This window comes from Nocardioides sp. NPDC059952, from assembly GCF_042730435.1.
Classification (GTDB): domain Bacteria; phylum Actinomycetota; class Actinomycetes; order Propionibacteriales; family Nocardioidaceae; genus Nocardioides.
Map to the genome: position 1 here is coordinate 1 of NZ_JBHWLY010000043.1, position 16,455 is coordinate 16,455.

Below are 16,455 nucleotides of genomic sequence, written 5' to 3' on the forward strand. Positions count from 1 at the left end.
GTGCCTGGAGTCGGCTCCCGCGGCCGCGCCGATGTTGATCTCGATCACCCTGATCTTGGCGCCGGTGAGGGCGAGACCATGGCTCACCGCGGGACCGCAACGCCCGACTCTGGCCGGTGCCTGGTTTGACGTCGGGCAGCGCTCATCTGTCATCCAGCGGGCGCGATCAGTTGCGGACGAGGCCCTCGTCCGCAGCCCACGCGGCGACCCGGTCCATACCCTCGTCGAAGGTCACGACCGGCTGGTAGCCGAGGACCCTCTCCGCCTTCTCGATCGAGAACGTGCCGGTGCGGTTGAGCATGTGCATCGTCCCCGCGGCCAGGTCCGAGTGTGTGCCCGTCCGCCGGATGAGGGCGCCGACCATGTCGGCCAGCCGAGTGGCGATCCTGATCGGAAGGTAGACGACCTTGCCGCCGCTCATCTCGGCGAGGCGCCCGAAGAACTCGCGGCACGGGATGCCGACGCCATCGCTCAGGTTGAAGATCTGGCCCTGTGTGACTTCGGGGTGGGCCAGCACCAGGACCATTCCGTCGACGAAGTTGTCGATGTAGACAGGGCTGAAGACTCCACGTCCGCCGTTCGGCAGGGGGAAGCCCGTCGGCTTGACCATCTCGGCGATGGGCGACCGCACCCACACGGAGCCAGGGCCCCATACGTCGCCGGGCCGGATCACCGTGACATCGACCTCTCCCGTCGCGTGGGCGGCTAGTACGACGGCCTCTCCGTTGATCTTGGTGTCGGTGTAGGGGTCGTATTCGATGCGTACGGGGTAGGTCTCGTCGACGCCGTCGGGGAACGAGAATCCGTAGGCCATGATCGAGGAGAACTGCACGAAGCGCGGCACTCCGGCTTCGAGAGTGGCCCGCAGGACCCGGTGGGTTCCCAGGACGTTGACGTTCCAGGCCTTCTCCAGGCTGTACGCCGCGCCGAGCAGCGCCGCGGTGTGGATCACCACGTCGGCACCCTCGAGCTCGTCGGCCCACCGCTCCGGCTGGGTGATATCGCCCGCGACCACGCCGTTCTCCGGGTCGGCCACGAGGTCGACGCCGGTGACGGTCGCGCCGAGCGCGCGGAATCGTTCGGCCATCGCGCGGCCGATGAAGCCGTTGGCGCCGGTGATGAAGATGCGCTGGTCCAGAGCCGGGGCGGGGCGTTCAGTCATACCCTCAATGATGTGGCGCCGTGCTGTCGCCGGCTTGACATATGTGGACATCTATTTGACTGTTCTGGACATGAGCCTGGTGAGGGCCAGCGGCCTAGCGGAGTTCCGTGAGCTCGTGCGCGAGCTCGGTGCCGACCCCGATCCGCTGTTGCGGCGGGTCGGTGTCCGGGCGGCGGATGCCGGCGACCACGACGTATTCATCACTTATCGCAGCCTCGTCGAGGCGATCGAGAGCGCCGCCAGTCTGACCGCGACGCCCGACTTCGGGCGTCGGCTGGCCAAGCGTCAGGGGGTGGCCATCCTCGGCCCGCTCGCGGTTGCGGCCCGCACTGCCCCGACCGTTGGCGACGCGCTCCGGATCTGCACGGTCTACCTCTCGGCGTACAGCCCGTCGGTCGCCGTCGCGCTGCTCGAGGGGTCGGGTCCGGATCAGACCTTTCTGGAGTTCCGGGTGGTCGCCCCGGACATCCCGGCCTGCCCGCAGGTGATCGAGCTGTCACTGGGTATCGCGGCCGCGATGTTGCGCTACCTGCGCGGCGACGACTACCGACCGCACGCGGTGCACCTGCCGCACGCCCCCGTGACGGCGGAGTCGAGCTACCGCGACTACTACGGGTGCGCGCCGCACTTCGCGAAGCGCCGAGCCGGATTCATGCTGGCCACGGCTGACCTCGCGCGTGGGGTCAGCCACGAGGCGCAGGCGCACGCGGTGATTCTGCGCTACCTCGACGGCATGACGGCCGCCGCGGAGTCCGACCTGAGTGGGCCGGTCCGTCGGCTCGTCCGACAACTGCTGCCGACCGGCGCGGTCACGATGGATCTCGTCGCCCGGCAGTTCTCGATGCATCGCAAGACCCTGCAGCGTCGGCTGGCGGCGGAGGGCACGACCTTCGGCGCGCTGTTGGACGAAACCCGCCGCGAGCTCGCCGACCACTACCTCCGCAACACCGACCTGAGCCTCACCCAGGTGGCACGCGAGCTCGGCTACGCCGAGCAGAGTGTGCTGAGCCGGTCGTGCGTCCGATGGTACGGCGAGGGCCCGGCGGCGCGTCGTGCGCGGCTGCGCGAGGTGTCCGCAACTGTCAAAGCGATGTCCACATCGGTCAAGACCTAACCGGTCCGGGTATCGCACCGTGGAGGTGTCGCGGACGTCACATCGCGACCCGAACCGGAAGGACACACCCGTCATGACCCTCGCTGCTGCCCCCGCCCCGGCTGCCACCTCGACCGGCGCCCCGCTGCCCCTGGTGGCGCTGCCGCAAGGCGAGCTGCTCACCGTCAACGCCGACAATCTGCCGCTGCTCACCGATGCGCTGGGCCCGGGCGTCCACTTCAAGCCGCTCCGCCTCGACCTCGAGAACGGTGAGTGGGTCGTGCTGGCGACGTTCGCGCCCGGTGCCCGGATCCCACTGCACTACCACACGGGTTCGGTCGATGCCTGGACGATGAGCGGCTCCTGGCACTACCTCGAGTACGCCGACCAGCCGCAGACCGCGGGCTCTTACCTCTTCGAGCCGGGAGCCTCGGTCCACACCCTGGCTTGCCCGGAAGACAACACGGAGGACACCGTCGTGCTGTTCCGGGTGTCCGGCGCGAACGTCAACTTCAACGACGACGGCACCTTCCACTCGATCCTCGATGCGGCGCTGATCGCCCACCTCACCGGCGCTCTCGCCGAGGCGCAGGGCCACGAGCCGCTCAACTACATCGGCGGTGGCGCGGCGGGCTTCACGGCGGCCCGATGATGCGCGCCGTCGTGCTCGAGGACGGTGAGCTGACCGTCCAGGAGATCCCCGAGCCGGTTCCCGGCCCAGGGGAAGTGCTCGTCGACGTACTCCGGGCGGGGATCTGTGGCTCCGACAAGAGTTGTGCGATCCACGGCGACGGGTTCAACCGGGCCTCGCAGGCGCTCATGGGCATCGACATGCTCGACCTCGACCACCCGATCGTCTTCGGCCACGAGTTCGTGGCCCGGGTGGTGTCCTACGGCCCAGAGACCCAGCAGACGATCCCTGAGGGGACCCGCGTGGTGTCGATGCCGATGCTCCTGCGCGAGCAGCCCGTGCTCCTCGGGTTTGTCGGACCGGACACCCCCGGTGCGTATGCCGAGCGGATCCTGCTCTCCGAGGCACTGATGATCCCGGTGCCCGACGAGCTTTCGACCGACGTCGCCGCGCTCACGGAGCCGATGGCCGTGGCACTGCGTTCGGTCAACCGGGTCGACGTCGCTGCCGACGACGTGCCGCTCGTTCTGGGTTGTGGTCCCATCGGCCTCGCGGTCATCGCGATCCTCAAGGCCCGCGGGATCGGCCCGATCGTCGCGGCCGACCTGTCCGCCGAGCGTCGCGAGCTCGCCAAGGCGATGGGCGCGGACGCCGTCGTCGACCCCAGGCAGGAGTCGCCGTACGCCGCCTGGATGCAGGCCGCCGCGACCGATGACCCGGCTCGAATGGCGCCGCCGACCGCGATCTTCGGACAGCTGCCGCTGCGACCGACGATCGGCTTCGAGTGCACGGGTGCCCCGGGCCTGCTCCAGCAGATCGTCGCGGGCGCGCCGGCCGGCTCGCGGATCTCGGTCGCCGGGATCAACCTGGACCCCGACACCATCGAGCCGGCGCACGGCATCCTCAAGGAGCTAGATATCCGGTTCAGCCTGTACTACTCCCCGGAGGAGTTCGCCGAGACCGTGGGGCTACTCGCCTCGGGTGAGGTCGAGGCAGCCGCGCTGATCACCGGCCACGTCGGTCTGGACGGTGTCGCCGCGGCATTCTCGCGGCTGGGCACTGCGCCCACCGAGGCCAAGATCCTCATCGACCCGGCCCGCTGAAAGCCTCGGTCGGGGCATCACGGCGTTGACCGTGAGGCCCCGACCTCGGGCGTACGCACGACCGCCCGTTGCAGCGAAGACGGCGGACGACACGGCGAGCACGCACATCGGAGTCCGCTGCGTAACGCTCGGCCTGACCGCTCAGACCGGCACCTTGTCCAGGAAGCCGCGTACGTCGCGGATCCGCTGGTTCGCGTCGACGACGACCACGTCGAAGCCGATGAAGACCGGCTCCTCGCCGGCCGGACCCAGGCCCCACTGGAACCGGGCCTGCTGGTGGTGGATATCGACGTCGCCGACAGGGGTGAACACGAAGCCGGGGAACTGCGCACGCACGGCCTGGATGGTCGCTCCGACCGCGTCACGGCCCTGGACGTCGGCGAGCGGGTCGACGTAGACGCAGTCGTCGGACCAGTGGGTGGCCAACAGCTCGGTGAGTGCCTCGTCGGTGGCGTTCCAGGTGTCGAGGTAGCGCGTCACGATGTCGTTCATGGTGTCTTCCTTCTCTCGATGGGATCGTGGAAGAAGGTTCGCCGCCGGTGGGTGCATCGGTCGATAACCTCCGAGGTCATGGCCCTCGCGATGCGGGTGTGGCTAGCCTCGGAGCTGTGATCTCAACCGCGACATCACCGTCAACGTCGGTCGGCACCGAGCTTCGCCGCTGGCGCGAGCTGCGGTCCCTGAGCCAGCTCGCGCTCGCGACCCAGGCCGAGGTGAGCACCCGGCACGTGAGCTACGTCGAGAACGGACGCTCCCGGCCGACACCGGAGATGATCGTCCGGCTGGCCGAGGTGATGGGAGTGCCCATGGCCGAGCAGAACCGGCTCCTGCTCGCCGGCGGGTTCGCTCCCCGCTATCCGCACCGTGCCGCCGACGACGACGCGCTCGCGCCGGTGATGGCCGGTCTCCGCAGCCTGTTGGACGCCCATGCGCCATACCCGGCCCTCCTCCTCGATGACCACTGGGACATCGTCGATGCGAACGCCTCCGTCGACGGGCTGCTCGCCGGTTGCGACCCCTGCCTGCTCGAGCCGCCCCTGAACGTGATCCGGCTGTGCCTGCATCCGGGTGGCGTCGCCCCGCGCATCCGCAACCTTGCCGTCTGGCGGGCCCACCTGCTTCATCAGCTCGGGCGGCGCATCACCCACACCGGCGGTGACCCGGCGCTGCTTGCGCTCCGGGACGAGGTCATGGCCTACCCGTTGGACGGTGAGCCGTCCGCCCGGCCGCTGGCCGATCCCGTCGTCCCGCTGGAGATCGAGATGGGCGGCGAGCCCCTCCGCTTCTTCAGCGTTGCCAGCCAGATCGAGAGCGCCTCGGACGTCACGCTCAACGGCCTCCACCTGGAGACCTTCGTCCCCGCCGACGACCGCACGCGACGGGCGCTCAGCCCTTGACCAGCCGCATCGTCTGGTGCGACAGCAGCCTGCTCACCGCAGGCAGCCGGGAGATGGTCCCGAGGATGAGCGTCTCGTAGGCCTCCGGGTCGGCGACCTGGACGCGCAGGTAGTAGTCGGGCTGGCCGAGCATGCGGCGCATCTCGGTGACCTCGGGGACAGCGACCGCGGCGGCCTCGAAGTCCTCGATGGTCTTGCCGTCGTTGACGGCGATGTCGATCGCGACGATGACCTCGAACCCGCGTCCGCCGCTCTTCGGGTCGACCCTGGCGTGGTAGCCCTTGATCACCCCGTCGCTCTCCAGGCGTTGTACGCGGCGCAGGCAGGGCGCCGGGGTGAGGCCGACCCGTCGGGCGAGCTCGGCGTTGCTCAGTCGGGCGTCATCCTCGAGCTCGGCAATGATTGCGCGATCCAGGTCATCAATTGCATGATCGTTGCGCATAGCGGCACTTTAGCATCGGCGATGAGCAACCCAAGGACGTCCGAACTTTCCTAGGCTTGCGACATGCAGGTGATGGAGACCGAGACGACGTGCCAGGGGTCGCCGGCGACCCGCGAGGAGCTTTCCGCGGGCTGGCGGACCGTGCTCCCCGCCTGCGTCGCCGTGGTCCCGCTGGGGCTCGCGCTCGGCGTGCTGGTGGTCCAGTCCGGGCTCGCCTGGTGGTGGGCTCCGGTGCTGGGCGCGGTCGTGTTCGCCGGCTCCATGGAGTTTCTGCTCGTCGGACTCCTGGCCGCCGCTGCTCCGTTGGCGCAGATCGCGGTCAGCACGCTGCTGGTGAACTTCCGGCACGTCTTCTACGCCATCTCCTTCCCGATGCACCGGGTGCACGGCCGCGGGTGGAGGGCGTACAGCACCTTCGCCCTGACCGACGAGGCGTACGCGCTCACCGCGACGCCGGAGGCGGCCGGATGGTCGCGGACGAGGATCGTCGGCATCCAGGCGTTCTTCCATCTGGCGTGGGTCCTCTGCGTGGCCGTCGGCGCCGGGCTGGGCTCGCTGATCCCGCCGCAGGTCGTGGGCCTCGACTTCGCCGTCACCGCACTGTTTGTGGTGCTGGGGCTCGAGGCGTACAAGGTCCGTCGGTCGGTGCCGGTCTCGGCTCTCGCCCTGGGCTGCGCGAGCGTTGCGGCGCTGATCTCGAGGGACAACATGCTGCTGATCGCGATGGGCATGTTCTGTGCCGCGCTCGTCTGCTCGTACGTCCTCGCCGTCCGAAGGAGCAGCCGTGGCTGATCACTGGTACGTCCTGTCCGCCGTCCTCGTCTCCGCGGCCGTCACCTGGACCCTGCGCGCGGCTCCGTTCGCGATGCTCGCCCCGCTGCGGCACAGTGCGCTGCTGGCCTACATCGGCGACCGGATGCCCGTCGGGGTGATGGTCATCCTCGCCGCCTACACCCTCCGCGAGACCGACCCGGTCGCGTTGACGTCAGCCGGTCCGGCCGTCCTCGCTCTCGCGATCACCATCGGCCTGCACCTGTGGCGCGGCAGCATGACGTTGAGCATCTTCGCCGGCACGGCGGCGTACGTCCTGGTGGTGTCGGTGATCGCGGCCTGAGCGGCGGCGCTGAGGACTACCGTGTCCGCATGACCGTAGAGAACAAGGCCAGGAAGTCTCGTCAGCGCGGCGGCGGACGGGACGGGTTCGAACACTTCGTGGAGATGGTCACCTCGGTGGTCAGCCGTGCTCCCTTCTTCTACGTGATCGTGGTCGTCCTGCTGCTGTGGGCGGTGAGCTTCCCGCTCTGGTCCTCGAGCACCAAGTGGGAGCTGGCCATCCACACCGGCTCCTCGGTCCTCTCGCTGCTGTTGCTGGTGCTGCTCCAGAACGCCGGGCGACGCTCGGAGGAGGCTTCCCACGAGAAGCTCAACGTCATCGCCTCGGCCCTCTCCGACCTCATGGAGTCCAGGGCCCGTGACGACGAGGAACTGGCCCACTCGGTGCGCATCCTGCGCGAGGCCGTGGGGCTCGAGGAGCGGCATTGATCCGCTGGGGGAGCGGGCGCTGGACACATCCGCCCGTCACCGCTGTCGAGCGCGGCTCCGACCTCCTCGTCACCGCTGCCGAGGGGAGCGACGCGTGGCGTACGACCTCCTACGGGTTCGTCCACGACAGCGAGCACGCTCTGCTGGCTCCCTTCGAGCAGGACACCGCGGTCGAGGTCGAGTTCACGGCCGCCTTCTCGCAGCAGTTCGACCAGGCCGGGATCTTCGTACGCGTCAGCGAGACACACTGGGTCAAGGCCGGTGTCGAGTACGCCGACGGTCGTCCGCAGCTCGGTGCCGTCGTCACCGACGGCAGGTCGGACTGGTCGCTGGCGCCGGTGCCCGACTGGCGCGACCGCAGGGTCCTCTTGCGGGTCAGCCGATCCGGCGATGCGCTCACCATCCGGGCCGCGGTCGACGGCGGGTCTCTTCGACTCGTCCGACTGGTTCCCTTCGCTCCGGACCTCGTCGCGGAGGCCGGGCCGTTCACCTGCGCTCCCACGCGGGCCGGGCTCACGATCGCCTTCCACGCCTGGCGTAAGACCGCGGTCGACGCCGCCCTGCACTGACCGGGAGACTAGTTGATGATCTCGGAGCGGTCGCCGGTCCGGATCGCAGCCAGTCGGTCCTGCCACATCTGCAAGGCTTCGGGGGTCAGCCGGGTCCAGTCGTGGACCTCGGAGACGATCCGAAGCGGTGCCCTGCTGCGGTAGGAGCGGGTCGGGTTGCCGGGGAACTTCTTGTCCGTGACGTTGGGGTCGTTCTCGAACTCGCCGGTCGGCTCGATGAGATAGACCCGTGGCTCTCCGTCGCCGGGGGCGATCTCGGCGGCTAGGCCTGCGCCGTCGGGAAGGGCGGTGAAATAGATGTGGTTCATCACGACATCGGGTTTGTAGTTGGAGCGGAACCCGGCGGTGAGCAGGTCTCCTTCGCGAAGATCGGCCTTTGTGCCGTGGTAGAACGGCCCGTCGTCCAGCGGCTTACTCATGGCTGCAGGTTATTCGACGGGAACTTGTGTTTGGGTTCCAGCGTGGGTGGGGCCAATACGTGGTCTGGGTTGGGAGATTTCAAGACAGGGTGCCTGGGTGGGTGCCATTTACCTGTCTTGCGGGCTTCCAGCAGCGGTCTGGCTTCGGCTTGGGGATACCTGTCCCTGATTGGGTTTCGAGTCTTTTGCACAGCTTTGGCTTGCATCGTGTGGTAGGCTCGGCGCAGGCGTAAATGTGATGGCCGACCACCTCTCAAAGAGGCGTGCCGCCACTCTCGGGAGACATCGAGTGTGGGGTAATCCAGGGGAACCAGGGGCGTCGACGCTGAGCTGCGAGGGTAAGTAATAGCCCGTACTGCCGGGCCTCCGAGACCAGCGAACCAGAACACACCCGTGTGCGGGTGTGAAGAGTTCGTACGTCGGGAGGTGACCGGTTCGATGACCATGCTGCAACAGCCCCAGCATCCTGTGTTGGGGGCCGTGGTCGCGATCACCGCGTCTCTTGAGCGGGTTGCCGGGGCGAACCCAGTGTTCATGGCCACCGACCAGAAGGCCGCCACACTGCTCGAGATCGCCCGCGCCAAGGCACAACTGGCCGAGCTCGAACTGCGGGTGCTCGCTGTGGCTGATGATGTGGCCGCCGAGAGCGCTGCTCGGGATGTCGCAGCGTGGTTGCATCACCACACCCACCAGCGCCCCGAGACCCTGCGTGCCGACCTCCGTCTCGCCGAGGCACTGGACCGTTCCTACACGCTGGTCGCCGAAGCGATGCGCCGTGGCGACTGCAACCCGGCCCAGGCACAGGTGATCGTCGCCGCTCTCGACGACCTCCCCAGAGACCTCGACCCCGAGATCAAGAGGAAGGCCGAGGAGGCGCTGGTCGGCTATGCCACCGAGTTCGACCCCACCCGGCTACGCCGCCTGGGGCGCCGGATCCTGGACCTGATCGCCCCCGAGATCGCCGAGGCCGAAGAAGCCCGACGCCTCGCCGCCGAGGAAGCCCACGCCCGGAAGAAGACCCGGCTGACCATGCGGCGGCTCGGGGACGGCACCACTCGGATCTCCGCCGTGGTTCCGGATGCGGCCGCGGACCGGCTGGGCACCAACCTGGAAGCCTTCGCCTCACCCCGACGCGATGACGGCACCCGCACCGAGACCGGCGAGTACCTGCCCTACGACCGCCGCCTGGGTCGCGCGTTCTGCCAAATGCTCGAGGCGATCGACCCACAGCGCCTGCCCATCCACGGCGGCGACGCCACCACGGTGATCGTCACCATCGATATCGACCAGCTCCGCACCGAGGCCGGGGTCGCCCAAGTCGTCGGTGGCAGCCCGATCACCGCAGCCGAAGCCCGGCGCCTGGCCTGCACCGCCTCGATCATCCCAGCCGTTCTCGACGGTGAGTCCGAAGTCCTCGACCTCGGCCGCAAGGAACGGTTCTTCACCGCCGCCCAACGCCGCGCGCTCCTGCTCCGGTCGGCGACCTGTGAGGCCGAGGGGTGCGACATTCCGGGCACCTGGGCTGAGGCCCACCACTGGATCGCCTGGGCCCAAGACGGCGCCACCGACCTCGACAACGCCGCCCTCCTCTGCTCCCATCACCACCACCGCGCCCACGACACCGCCTACCTCCACGAACGCCTCCCCAACGGCGATGTGCGCTTCATCAGGCGCACATAGACCTCCGCGGACCCAAGACGAGCCAAGGGTGCGAGTGCCCTCCAAGACGTACGGTTTCCCGATGCGCCCCATCCTGATCGAGCCGACTCCAGTGAGCATCAGGTCAGCGACACCGGCGGATGCCCCGCGGCTGATGCAGATCGCGCGAGCGGCGTACGCGAGGAGGCGATCCAGTCCGCTGAGGTCTGGGTGGCGATGGTCGATGACGAGGTCGCCGGATATGCGGTCACGAGGAACCCCGGGGACGACGGCCTGCTGTTGGAGAATCTCGCGGTGGTGCCTGGCCATCAGAGGCGGGGGATCGGTCGGGCGCTCATCGCCCATGTGGAGGCTCGTGCGATGGCCCGTGGAGCGGTGTTCGTCGAACTCTTCACGCTTGAGGCGATGACCGAGAATCGGCGACTCTACATGCGGTTGGGGTATGAGGAGATTGGTTACCTGGTCGAGCGCGGATACCGTCGTGTGCTCATGGAGAAGACGATGAATGGTTGAGGGGCCCATCCCGGTCCAGCGGGTGTCGGTGGTCGGGTCCTCAGGGTCGGGAAAGTCGACGGTTGCCAGGAGACTGGCGGACATCCTGGGCGTCCCGTACATCGAGCTCGACGCGATCCACTGGCGGCCGGGGTGGGTCGAGGAAGAACCGGACGTGTTCGTGGACAGGGTCCGCGAGGCGACCCGCGGTGATGCCTGGGTCATCGACGGGAACTATCAGAGCAAGGTCGGCACCCTGGTGTGGGAGCCGGCGGAGCTCGTCGTGTGGGTGAACCCACCGCGGTGGCGTGTGATGGTGCAGGTCACTCTGCGTACGTTGCGGAGAGCGATGAGGCGCGAGGAGCTCTGGAACGGAAACCGCGAGGGATGGGGTGGTCTTCGGCTCTGGAGCCCGAGCGACTCGGTGATCCGTTGGGCATGGGACTCCTATGGTCCGCAGGTGAAGCGGTATGAGGCAGCGATGGTCGATCCGCGCCACTCGCACCTCCGGTTCCTCCGACTTCGATCGAGGCGGGATGTCGGACGGTTCCTAGAATGCGCCGCCGGCGTGGAGGATCTCGACCTCGAGTGCTGAGAGCTGCTTGATCATGTCATCGGTCGGGTCTGCGTCGGTGATGATCCCGGTGACCTGACCCCAGGGGAGCACCCGGTAGGGCGAGGCGGCGCCGATCTTCTCCGAGGAGGCGAGCACGTACGTCTCGGCTGCCCGAGAGGCGAGGGCGCGCTTCATGGCGGCGTCCTCGACGTCTCCGGTGGTCAGGCCGGCCTCGGGGTGGACACCGGTGACACCGATGAGGCAGAGGTCGGCGGAGACGTTCTGGGCGGCCTCCACGGCCGCGGCCCCACTGGCGACGGCGGAGTGCTTGAAGACCCGGCCGCCGAGGAGGAACAGGTCGGCGCTCGGGTGCTGCAGGAGGGCCGAGGCGACGGTCGGGCTGTTGGTGATGACGGTGCACTCCAGATCCCTGGGAAGCGCCTCCGCGACGGCGAGGGCGGTGGTGCCTCCGTCCAGGAGGAGCGTGCTTCCGGGGCGTACGAGGCCGGCGGCCGTGGCCGCCACCGCACGCTTTCCGCCGGGCTCGACGCTGTGACGGGTGGTGTAGTCGACCACCGCCGGGGAGACGGGGAGTGCACCGCCGTAGACGCGCTGACACAGGCCTTCGGCGGCAAGGTCGCGCAGATCGCGACGGATGCTGTCCTCGGAGATGCCGAGGTCGGCGGCGGCGTCCTTTGCCACGATCTTGCCTGTTTCTTCCAGAAGACTCAGGAGATGAGCGCGGCGCTGTCCAACGAGCATGCACGTTCCTTTCTGTTTCTGCACATTATTGCATGTACGCTGCTGGCATGACGACAACGAAGCCCATGCTCATCCTCATTGCCGGCCCCTACCGCTCCGGCACCGACGGTGATCCCCAGGCGATGGCGGCCAATCTCGCCCGGCTCGAGTCAGCCGCCTGGCCGATCTTCGCCGCAGGGCACATTCCGATGATCGGGGAGTGGGTCGCGCTGCCCGTGTTGAGCTCCGCCGGTGCCGGGCCCAGCGACCCTCTCGCCGAGCAGGTGCTCTACCCGACCGCGGCCCGGCTCCTCGAGCGTTGCGACGCGGTCTTGCGTCTCCCGGGGAACTCGGCCGGCGCCGACCAGGACGTCGCGATCGCCGAGCGCCGTGGGCTTCCGGTCTACCACGACATCGGGGAGATCCCCGCGGTCGAGGGGCAGCGCGGATGAGCCGGCGCCCTGGTGTCGACGTCCCCGACCATCGCGGCCGTACCGGTCTCGACCGCGCCGGGCGGGACCTGACCCGCAACCCCGACGTCGTGGTCCGAGACGTCGAGCTGACCTCGCAGGGGTGGCACGTGCTCAGGCGGACCACGCTCGACTATCGCCGTCGGGACGGGCGCTGGGAGAGGCAGCAGCGGGAGACGTACGACCGTGGCAACGGCGCCGTGCTCCTTCCCTACGACCCCGAGCGCGGCACGGTCCTGCTGACCCGGCAGTTCAGGTATCCGGTCTACGTCAACGACCATCCCGACGGGCTCCTCATCGAGGCGGCCGCGGGGCTGCTGGATGCCGATGACCCGGTGACCGCGATCCGCCGGGAGAGTGCCGAGGAGCTCGGCCTCAGCCTCACCGACGTCGACCACGTCTTCGATGCGTACATGAGTCCCGGTTCGGTGACCGAACGGCTGCACTTCTTCGCGGCGGCCTATTCGCCGGCGAGCCGCACCGGAGACGGCGGAGGGGTCGTGGAGGAGGGCGAGGACATCGAGGTGCTCGAGCTCGACTTCGCCGAGGCGCTCGCGATGACCCGGGACGGCCGGATCATCGACGGCAAGACCGTCATGCTCCTGCAATGGGCCGCCCTCGACGGACCGTTCGCCCGCGTCAGGAGTCGGCCGGCTTGCGGATGAAGGTCAGGTGGGTGACACCGCTGGGTGTCGAGACGGCCTCGATGTCGTAGTCGTTCTCGGCGCCCTCGAGGCCGTCCCAGATGCGTACGCCACGGCCGAGGACGATCGGGACCTGGACCAGGTGCATCAGGTCGACGAGCCCGGCGGCGACGAAGTCCCGCACCACGGTGGCGCCGCCGCCGATGCGTACGTCCTGGCCGTCGGCCGCCTCGAGCGCGACCTCCAGCGCCTCGGCCGGAGGTGCGTCCAGGAAGTGGAAGGTGGTGCCGCCCTCCATCTCCAGCGGTGGGCGCGGCCGATGGGTGAGGACGAAGGTCGGCGAGTGGAACGGTGGGTTGGGGCCCCACCAGCCCTTCCATTCGGGGTCGTCCTGCCATCCCGGCGGCCCGAACTTATTCGCGCCCATGATCTCGGCGCCGATGCCCTGGCTGTGTCGCTGAGCGAAGGCGTCGTCCGCGCCCGCGGCCCCGGAGGCGTCCCAATAGCGGGTGGCGAACATCCACTCGTGCAGGCGCTCGCCGGCATGCCCGAACGGCGCCTCGGCCGACTGCGGCTCCCCGGTCGCGAAGCCGTCGAGCGAGATCGAGAGATTGTGGACTCTGGTGAGTGGCATGGGTGCCTCCCTGGGCTCCGACGTCGACGTCGGTTCGTCGAGCCTACTGCTCGAACAGGGAGACGGCGGCGGCTTCCGCAGCCCCGCCGTGCTGGAATTGTGGGGCGGCGCGACCGGGTGCGGCAGGGAAGTGGTGGAGATGACGGGCTCGTTCTGGTGGGACCTCGCGATCGGGATCGCCGCGGCGCTGCTGCTCACCTGGCTCTGCCTCGTCGTCGCGCTGATCGTCGTCCGCCCGCGCGGCGACCTGCTGCGTGAGGCGCTGCGGATCCTGCCCGACGTGGTGCGGCTGCTGCGCAGGCTCGCGGCCGACCGGTCGATGCCTCGCGGCGTACGGATCAGGCTCGGGCTGCTGATGGTCTATCTCGCGCTGCCGATCGACCTGGTGCCTGACTTCATCCCGGTGCTGGGCTACGCCGACGACGCGATCATCGTCGCCGCCGTCCTGCGCGGCGTCGTCCGGCGAGCCGGGATCGACGCGGTTCGGGCGCAGTGGCCGGGCACCGAGGACGGGTTCGCCGCGTTGGTGCTGATCGCCGGGCTCGACCGCTCCTCGACCTGAGCATCCGGGCGTGTTCTCCGGAGCAACGGCGATCAGAACGGCCGGAATGCACCCGTGACGGGAAGCGTCAGGCCATTGAGGAGCAGGAACAGCGACGTGGCGGCCAGGAGACCGGTCATGACGTACGACGCCGGCCTGGCGGTCCTGCGGGCGAGCGAGACCGCGCGCTGGACCGGGCGGGAGTCCTTGCCGGCGGCGAGGGCGAGCACGACCAGGCACAGCGGGGCCTGGCTGATCAGGAACCATCCGGTGAAGACGGCGGCGACGGCCAGGATGCTCGGCATGCTCGCGCCGATCGTCGCGACTCCGTAGAAGCTGGGGTCGGTCAGGGCGCTCACGCCCCAGAAGATGCCCATCAGGCTCATCCCGGTCGGGCCGGCCAGCATGGACCTCTTCGTCCTCTCCGGCTTCGTGTCGTTGCGGTGCGTCCAGCGACGGACAGCCCACAGGCCGAGGCCGGTGGCGGTGGCCAACTGCACCGCCAGGCGCACCGGGTCGGGGACGCTGAGCAGGTTGCGCAGCCAGGCGACGACATGCTGGACCGACTCGCCGAGCATGATCCCGGTCAGCACCGTGGTGAGCCAGGCGGTGCCGAAGAACAGCAGGATGACGCGGCGCCGGGCGCCGCCGGCCAGGGCGGGTACGACGACGAGCGCGCCGAACGGGTCCAGCCCGGCCACGCCGAACCCGACGATGCCGCCGATCGCGGCCAGCGGGTTCACGAGCGCCTCCTGGGTGCGGTCGACATGAGCGGTGCGAAGAGCGCGACCAGGTGATCCACGGCGGCCGCCTGCTCGACGGCGCCTGCCTGGATCGCGAGGACGAGGTTGTCGGCCGCTCCCTGGAACATGGCCAGCACCGCGGTCTCGTCGCCGGCGGGTAGTCCGAGGTTGTCCCGGCAGAACCGGGCGAACGACTCGGGCACCTCGAAGAAGTGCTCCTCGACCTCCTCGGTCGCGGCACGGGCGGAGGAGACGGTGTCGTAGACGGCACCCGCGCCGAGGCTGTGGCTCACATACGTCAGTGCCAGCACCTCCAGGAGCTCGGCCCGCGACGCCCCTGACCTCAGGGCGTCGTCGAGCGCAGCATCCACGACCGTCTCGTAGCCGGCCACGACCTGCCGCTCCATCTGGGTCAGCAGGTCGGCGAGCGAGTCGAAGAGCCGGTAGGCGATCGGCTTGGAGACCCCGCAGGCCTCGGCTACCCGGGCCAGCGTCACGGCTCGCCCACCCTCGGCGCGGGCGATCTCCACGCCTGCGGTCACCAGCATCTCCCGCCGCTGCGTCGCGGGTACGCGCGTCGCGCGATCCACAGTGCTCCTCCTGGACGAATAAGTTACTGTCCGTAACGTTACCATCAGTAACAAGTCGGCTGCCAACTCGTCGTCAACCGCCTGCGCGACCTCGGGCCGATGGTGCTGAATAGGCGCATGCCTTCTACTCCTCGGGTCGTGGTGTGCGGCCCTGCGTCCTGGAACCACCTGATCGAGCTCGACCATCTCCCCGAGCCGGTGCCGCACATGCAGTTCGCGCGCCGGTCGTGGCACACGGTCGGTGGCACCTCCGCGGGCAAGGCGCTGCACCTTGCCGGACTAGGTGTCGACGTACGCCTGTGGGCCCCGGTCGGTGAGGACGAGGACGGTGTGCGGCTGCGGGACCGGCTGGCCGGGGCGGGTGTCGTCGTCGAGGCGATCGCCAGCGAGCGGACCGAGCGGCACGTCAACCTCATGGCGGACGGGGGAGGCCGGGTCTCGTTGTACGTCTCGACGCCCTCGACCCCGTCGGTCGAGGCGATCGAGGCGGCGGTGCGCGCGGTCGCCGCGGCGGACCTCGCGGTCGTCGACCTGAGTGAGCTCGGCGGGCTGGTGCTCGAGGCCCTGCCGGAGCGCGGGACGCCGCTGTGGATGGACCTGCACGACTACGACGGCGCCACGGCGTTCCACGAGCCGTTCCTACGCGCCGCCGAGGGCGTGTTCATGAACGACGACGGCACCGACGACCCCTGGAAGCTGATGGCCTCGTGCCTCGAGCGTGGTCCCCGCCTCGCGGTCTGCACGCTCGGTGCGAAGGGAGCCATCGCGCTCGAGGCCGACGGCACGAGACACGAGGTCGCCGCGGTGCCGGCCACCGTCGTCGACACGAACGGTGCCGGCGACGCCTTCATGGCCGGCTTCCTGGCCGCGCGGCTGCGTACGGAACCGGTCGATGTCGCTCTCCGCGCCGCCGCGGAGCAGGCCCGGGTCGCCATCGAGACCGAACACCTCCACCCGGCGCTCGGCGGATAGTCTGGCTGCCCAGGGGAGAGCCAGGACCACGTCGGTGTAACCCCGATCCGACGAT

At 69.2% G+C, this 16,455-nt stretch carries 23 protein-coding genes; 15 read left to right on the forward strand and 8 right to left on the reverse strand.

The window, feature by feature from the left end:
* Positions 1 to 166 precede the first annotated feature (166 nt).
* On the reverse strand, positions 167 to 1,162 hold the full coding sequence (locus tag ACFV9G_RS18945; protein WP_378729056.1) for an NAD-dependent epimerase/dehydratase family protein: 996 nt from the start codon (positions 1,160 to 1,162) through the stop codon (positions 167 to 169).
* 70 nt (positions 1,163 to 1,232) lie between these two features.
* Here ACFV9G_RS18945 and ACFV9G_RS18950 point away from each other — a divergent pair, with 70 nt between their 5' ends.
* The 3 genes from ACFV9G_RS18950 to ACFV9G_RS18960 all read left to right on the forward strand — a co-directional run bounded on the left by ACFV9G_RS18950 (position 1,233) and on the right by ACFV9G_RS18960 (position 3,989).
* The gene (locus tag ACFV9G_RS18950; RefSeq protein WP_378729057.1) at positions 1,233 to 2,276 is read left to right on the forward strand and encodes an AraC family transcriptional regulator; all 1,044 of its coding nucleotides are present in this window, start codon (positions 1,233 to 1,235) and stop codon (positions 2,274 to 2,276) included.
* A 73-nt stretch (positions 2,277 to 2,349) separates the two neighbouring features.
* Positions 2,350 to 2,907, forward strand: a complete 558-nt coding sequence (locus tag ACFV9G_RS18955) for a 2,4'-dihydroxyacetophenone dioxygenase family protein (protein ID WP_378729058.1) — start codon at positions 2,350 to 2,352, stop codon at positions 2,905 to 2,907.
* Positions 2,904 to 3,989 (forward strand): zinc-binding dehydrogenase, encoded by a 1,086-nt coding sequence (locus ACFV9G_RS18960; protein WP_378729060.1) that lies wholly within the window; start codon positions 2,904 to 2,906, stop codon positions 3,987 to 3,989. Before ACFV9G_RS18955 ends, ACFV9G_RS18960 begins: the two co-directional genes overlap by 4 nt.
* A gap of 141 nt (positions 3,990 to 4,130) precedes the next feature.
* Here the strand turns inward: ACFV9G_RS18960 and ACFV9G_RS18965 are convergent, their stop codons facing one another.
* The gene (locus tag ACFV9G_RS18965) at positions 4,131 to 4,481 is read right to left on the reverse strand and encodes a nuclear transport factor 2 family protein (protein WP_378729061.1); all 351 of its coding nucleotides are present in this window, start codon (positions 4,479 to 4,481) and stop codon (positions 4,131 to 4,133) included.
* A gap of 116 nt (positions 4,482 to 4,597) precedes the next feature.
* Here ACFV9G_RS18965 and ACFV9G_RS18970 point away from each other — a divergent pair, with 116 nt between their 5' ends.
* Entirely contained in the window at positions 4,598 to 5,386 is a 789-nt protein-coding gene (locus ACFV9G_RS18970) for a helix-turn-helix domain-containing protein (RefSeq protein WP_378729062.1), read from the forward strand.
* On the opposite strand, the gene ACFV9G_RS18975 is transcribed toward ACFV9G_RS18970, so the two are convergent.
* Positions 5,376 to 5,828, reverse strand: a complete 453-nt coding sequence (locus ACFV9G_RS18975) for an Lrp/AsnC family transcriptional regulator (protein ID WP_378729063.1) — start codon at positions 5,826 to 5,828, stop codon at positions 5,376 to 5,378. The two genes, ACFV9G_RS18970 and ACFV9G_RS18975, sit on opposite strands and share 11 nt — an antisense overlap.
* A gap of 63 nt (positions 5,829 to 5,891) precedes the next feature.
* Here ACFV9G_RS18975 and ACFV9G_RS18980 point away from each other — a divergent pair, with 63 nt between their 5' ends.
* The 4 genes from ACFV9G_RS18980 to ACFV9G_RS18995 are packed head-to-tail and all read left to right on the forward strand — an operon-like array spanning position 5,892 to position 7,939.
* Entirely contained in the window at positions 5,892 to 6,620 is a 729-nt protein-coding gene (locus ACFV9G_RS18980; RefSeq protein WP_378729064.1) for an AzlC family ABC transporter permease, read from the forward strand.
* Complete coding sequence (locus ACFV9G_RS18985) at positions 6,613 to 6,942, forward strand: branched-chain amino acid transporter permease (protein WP_378729065.1); 330 nt, start codon at positions 6,613 to 6,615, stop codon at positions 6,940 to 6,942. Before ACFV9G_RS18980 ends, ACFV9G_RS18985 begins: the two co-directional genes overlap by 8 nt.
* 29 nt (positions 6,943 to 6,971) lie before the next feature.
* A complete protein-coding gene (locus tag ACFV9G_RS18990; RefSeq protein ID WP_378729066.1) occupies positions 6,972 to 7,370 on the forward strand; it encodes a low affinity iron permease family protein in 399 nt (132 codons plus the stop codon).
* Positions 7,367 to 7,939: a DUF1349 domain-containing protein gene (locus ACFV9G_RS18995; protein WP_378729067.1), complete on the forward strand. Its 573-nt coding sequence runs from the start codon at positions 7,367 to 7,369 to the stop codon at positions 7,937 to 7,939. The genes ACFV9G_RS18990 and ACFV9G_RS18995 overlap by 4 nt, the downstream gene beginning before the upstream one ends.
* Positions 7,940 to 7,947: 8 nt before the next feature.
* On the opposite strand, the gene arr is transcribed toward ACFV9G_RS18995, so the two are convergent.
* Positions 7,948 to 8,358: an NAD(+)--rifampin ADP-ribosyltransferase gene (gene arr, locus ACFV9G_RS19000; RefSeq protein WP_378729068.1), complete on the reverse strand. Its 411-nt coding sequence runs from the start codon at positions 8,356 to 8,358 to the stop codon at positions 7,948 to 7,950.
* 438 nt (positions 8,359 to 8,796) lie between these two features.
* Here arr and ACFV9G_RS19005 point away from each other — a divergent pair, with 438 nt between their 5' ends.
* The 3 genes from ACFV9G_RS19005 to ACFV9G_RS19015 all read left to right on the forward strand — a co-directional run bounded on the left by ACFV9G_RS19005 (position 8,797) and on the right by ACFV9G_RS19015 (position 11,104).
* Entirely contained in the window at positions 8,797 to 10,038 is a 1,242-nt protein-coding gene (locus ACFV9G_RS19005; protein WP_378729070.1) for a DUF222 domain-containing protein, read from the forward strand.
* A gap of 168 nt (positions 10,039 to 10,206) precedes the next feature.
* Positions 10,207 to 10,530: a GNAT family N-acetyltransferase gene (locus tag ACFV9G_RS19010; RefSeq protein ID WP_378729119.1), complete on the forward strand. Its 324-nt coding sequence runs from the start codon at positions 10,207 to 10,209 to the stop codon at positions 10,528 to 10,530.
* On the forward strand, positions 10,523 to 11,104 hold the full coding sequence (locus ACFV9G_RS19015; protein WP_378729071.1) for an AAA family ATPase: 582 nt from the start codon (positions 10,523 to 10,525) through the stop codon (positions 11,102 to 11,104). The genes ACFV9G_RS19010 and ACFV9G_RS19015 overlap by 8 nt, the downstream gene beginning before the upstream one ends.
* Here the strand turns inward: ACFV9G_RS19015 and ACFV9G_RS19020 are convergent.
* The gene (locus ACFV9G_RS19020) at positions 11,060 to 11,827 is read right to left on the reverse strand and encodes a DeoR/GlpR family DNA-binding transcription regulator (protein WP_378729072.1); all 768 of its coding nucleotides are present in this window, start codon (positions 11,825 to 11,827) and stop codon (positions 11,060 to 11,062) included. The genes ACFV9G_RS19015 and ACFV9G_RS19020 overlap by 45 nt on opposite strands.
* 47 nt (positions 11,828 to 11,874) lie before the next feature.
* Here ACFV9G_RS19020 and ACFV9G_RS19025 point away from each other — a divergent pair, with 47 nt between their 5' ends.
* Both ACFV9G_RS19025 and ACFV9G_RS19030 read left to right on the forward strand, forming a co-directional pair.
* Entirely contained in the window at positions 11,875 to 12,258 is a 384-nt protein-coding gene (locus ACFV9G_RS19025) for a DUF4406 domain-containing protein (protein WP_378729073.1), read from the forward strand.
* Positions 12,255 to 12,941 (forward strand): NUDIX domain-containing protein, encoded by a 687-nt coding sequence (locus tag ACFV9G_RS19030; protein ID WP_378729075.1) that lies wholly within the window; start codon positions 12,255 to 12,257, stop codon positions 12,939 to 12,941. Before ACFV9G_RS19025 ends, ACFV9G_RS19030 begins: the two co-directional genes overlap by 4 nt.
* Here the strand turns inward: ACFV9G_RS19030 and ACFV9G_RS19035 are convergent.
* Positions 12,916 to 13,554, reverse strand: a complete 639-nt coding sequence (locus ACFV9G_RS19035; protein ID WP_378729076.1) for a dihydrofolate reductase family protein — start codon at positions 13,552 to 13,554, stop codon at positions 12,916 to 12,918. The two genes, ACFV9G_RS19030 and ACFV9G_RS19035, sit on opposite strands and share 26 nt — an antisense overlap.
* Here ACFV9G_RS19035 and ACFV9G_RS19040 point away from each other — a divergent pair.
* Positions 13,553 to 14,116, forward strand: a complete 564-nt coding sequence (locus tag ACFV9G_RS19040) for a YkvA family protein (RefSeq protein WP_378729077.1) — start codon at positions 13,553 to 13,555, stop codon at positions 14,114 to 14,116. The genes ACFV9G_RS19035 and ACFV9G_RS19040 overlap by 2 nt on opposite strands.
* 32 nt (positions 14,117 to 14,148) lie before the next feature.
* On the opposite strand, the gene ACFV9G_RS19045 is transcribed toward ACFV9G_RS19040, so the two are convergent.
* Together ACFV9G_RS19045 and ACFV9G_RS19050 are read right to left on the reverse strand one after the other, a co-directional pair.
* Entirely contained in the window at positions 14,149 to 14,838 is a 690-nt protein-coding gene (locus ACFV9G_RS19045) for a hypothetical protein (protein WP_378729078.1), read from the reverse strand.
* Positions 14,835 to 15,428: a TetR/AcrR family transcriptional regulator gene (locus tag ACFV9G_RS19050; protein WP_378729080.1), complete on the reverse strand. Its 594-nt coding sequence runs from the start codon at positions 15,426 to 15,428 to the stop codon at positions 14,835 to 14,837. The genes ACFV9G_RS19045 and ACFV9G_RS19050 overlap by 4 nt, the downstream gene beginning before the upstream one ends.
* Before the next feature lie 117 nt (positions 15,429 to 15,545).
* Between ACFV9G_RS19050 and ACFV9G_RS19055 the strand changes: the two genes are divergently transcribed.
* On the forward strand, positions 15,546 to 16,400 hold the full coding sequence (locus tag ACFV9G_RS19055; protein WP_378729081.1) for a carbohydrate kinase family protein: 855 nt from the start codon (positions 15,546 to 15,548) through the stop codon (positions 16,398 to 16,400).
* Positions 16,401 to 16,455 lie beyond the last annotated feature (55 nt).

Excerpts from the sequence above, each read along its gene's own strand:
- ACFV9G_RS19025 (WP_378729073.1), top strand. The coding sequence starts at position 11,875 with ATGACGACAACGAAGCCCATGCTCATCCTCATTGCCGGCCCCTACCGC.
- ACFV9G_RS18990 (WP_378729066.1), top strand. The coding sequence starts at position 6,972 with ATGACCGTAGAGAACAAGGCCAGGAAGTCTCGTCAGCGCGGCGGCGGA.
- ACFV9G_RS18955 (WP_378729058.1), top strand. The coding sequence starts at position 2,350 with ATGACCCTCGCTGCTGCCCCCGCCCCGGCTGCCACCTCGACCGGCGCC.
- ACFV9G_RS19015 (WP_378729071.1), top strand. The coding sequence starts at position 10,523 with ATGGTTGAGGGGCCCATCCCGGTCCAGCGGGTGTCGGTGGTCGGGTCC.
- ACFV9G_RS19020 (WP_378729072.1), bottom strand. The coding sequence starts at position 11,827 with ATGCTCGTTGGACAGCGCCGCGCTCATCTCCTGAGTCTTCTGGAAGAA.
- ACFV9G_RS19005 (WP_378729070.1), top strand. The coding sequence starts at position 8,797 with ATGACCATGCTGCAACAGCCCCAGCATCCTGTGTTGGGGGCCGTGGTC.
- ACFV9G_RS18950 (WP_378729057.1), top strand. The coding sequence starts at position 1,233 with ATGAGCCTGGTGAGGGCCAGCGGCCTAGCGGAGTTCCGTGAGCTCGTG.
- ACFV9G_RS19055 (WP_378729081.1), top strand. The coding sequence starts at position 15,546 with ATGCCTTCTACTCCTCGGGTCGTGGTGTGCGGCCCTGCGTCCTGGAAC.
- ACFV9G_RS18945 (WP_378729056.1), bottom strand. The coding sequence starts at position 1,162 with ATGACTGAACGCCCCGCCCCGGCTCTGGACCAGCGCATCTTCATCACC.
- ACFV9G_RS19040 (WP_378729077.1), top strand. The coding sequence starts at position 13,553 with ATGGGTGCCTCCCTGGGCTCCGACGTCGACGTCGGTTCGTCGAGCCTA.
- ACFV9G_RS18965 (WP_378729061.1), bottom strand. The coding sequence starts at position 4,481 with ATGAACGACATCGTGACGCGCTACCTCGACACCTGGAACGCCACCGAC.
- ACFV9G_RS19035 (WP_378729076.1), bottom strand. The coding sequence starts at position 13,554 with ATGCCACTCACCAGAGTCCACAATCTCTCGATCTCGCTCGACGGCTTC.
- ACFV9G_RS19030 (WP_378729075.1), top strand. The coding sequence starts at position 12,255 with ATGAGCCGGCGCCCTGGTGTCGACGTCCCCGACCATCGCGGCCGTACC.
- arr (WP_378729068.1), bottom strand. The coding sequence starts at position 8,358 with ATGAGTAAGCCGCTGGACGACGGGCCGTTCTACCACGGCACAAAGGCC.
- ACFV9G_RS18960 (WP_378729060.1), top strand. The coding sequence starts at position 2,904 with ATGATGCGCGCCGTCGTGCTCGAGGACGGTGAGCTGACCGTCCAGGAG.
- ACFV9G_RS18975 (WP_378729063.1), bottom strand. The coding sequence starts at position 5,828 with ATGCGCAACGATCATGCAATTGATGACCTGGATCGCGCAATCATTGCC.
- ACFV9G_RS18980 (WP_378729064.1), top strand. The coding sequence starts at position 5,892 with ATGCAGGTGATGGAGACCGAGACGACGTGCCAGGGGTCGCCGGCGACC.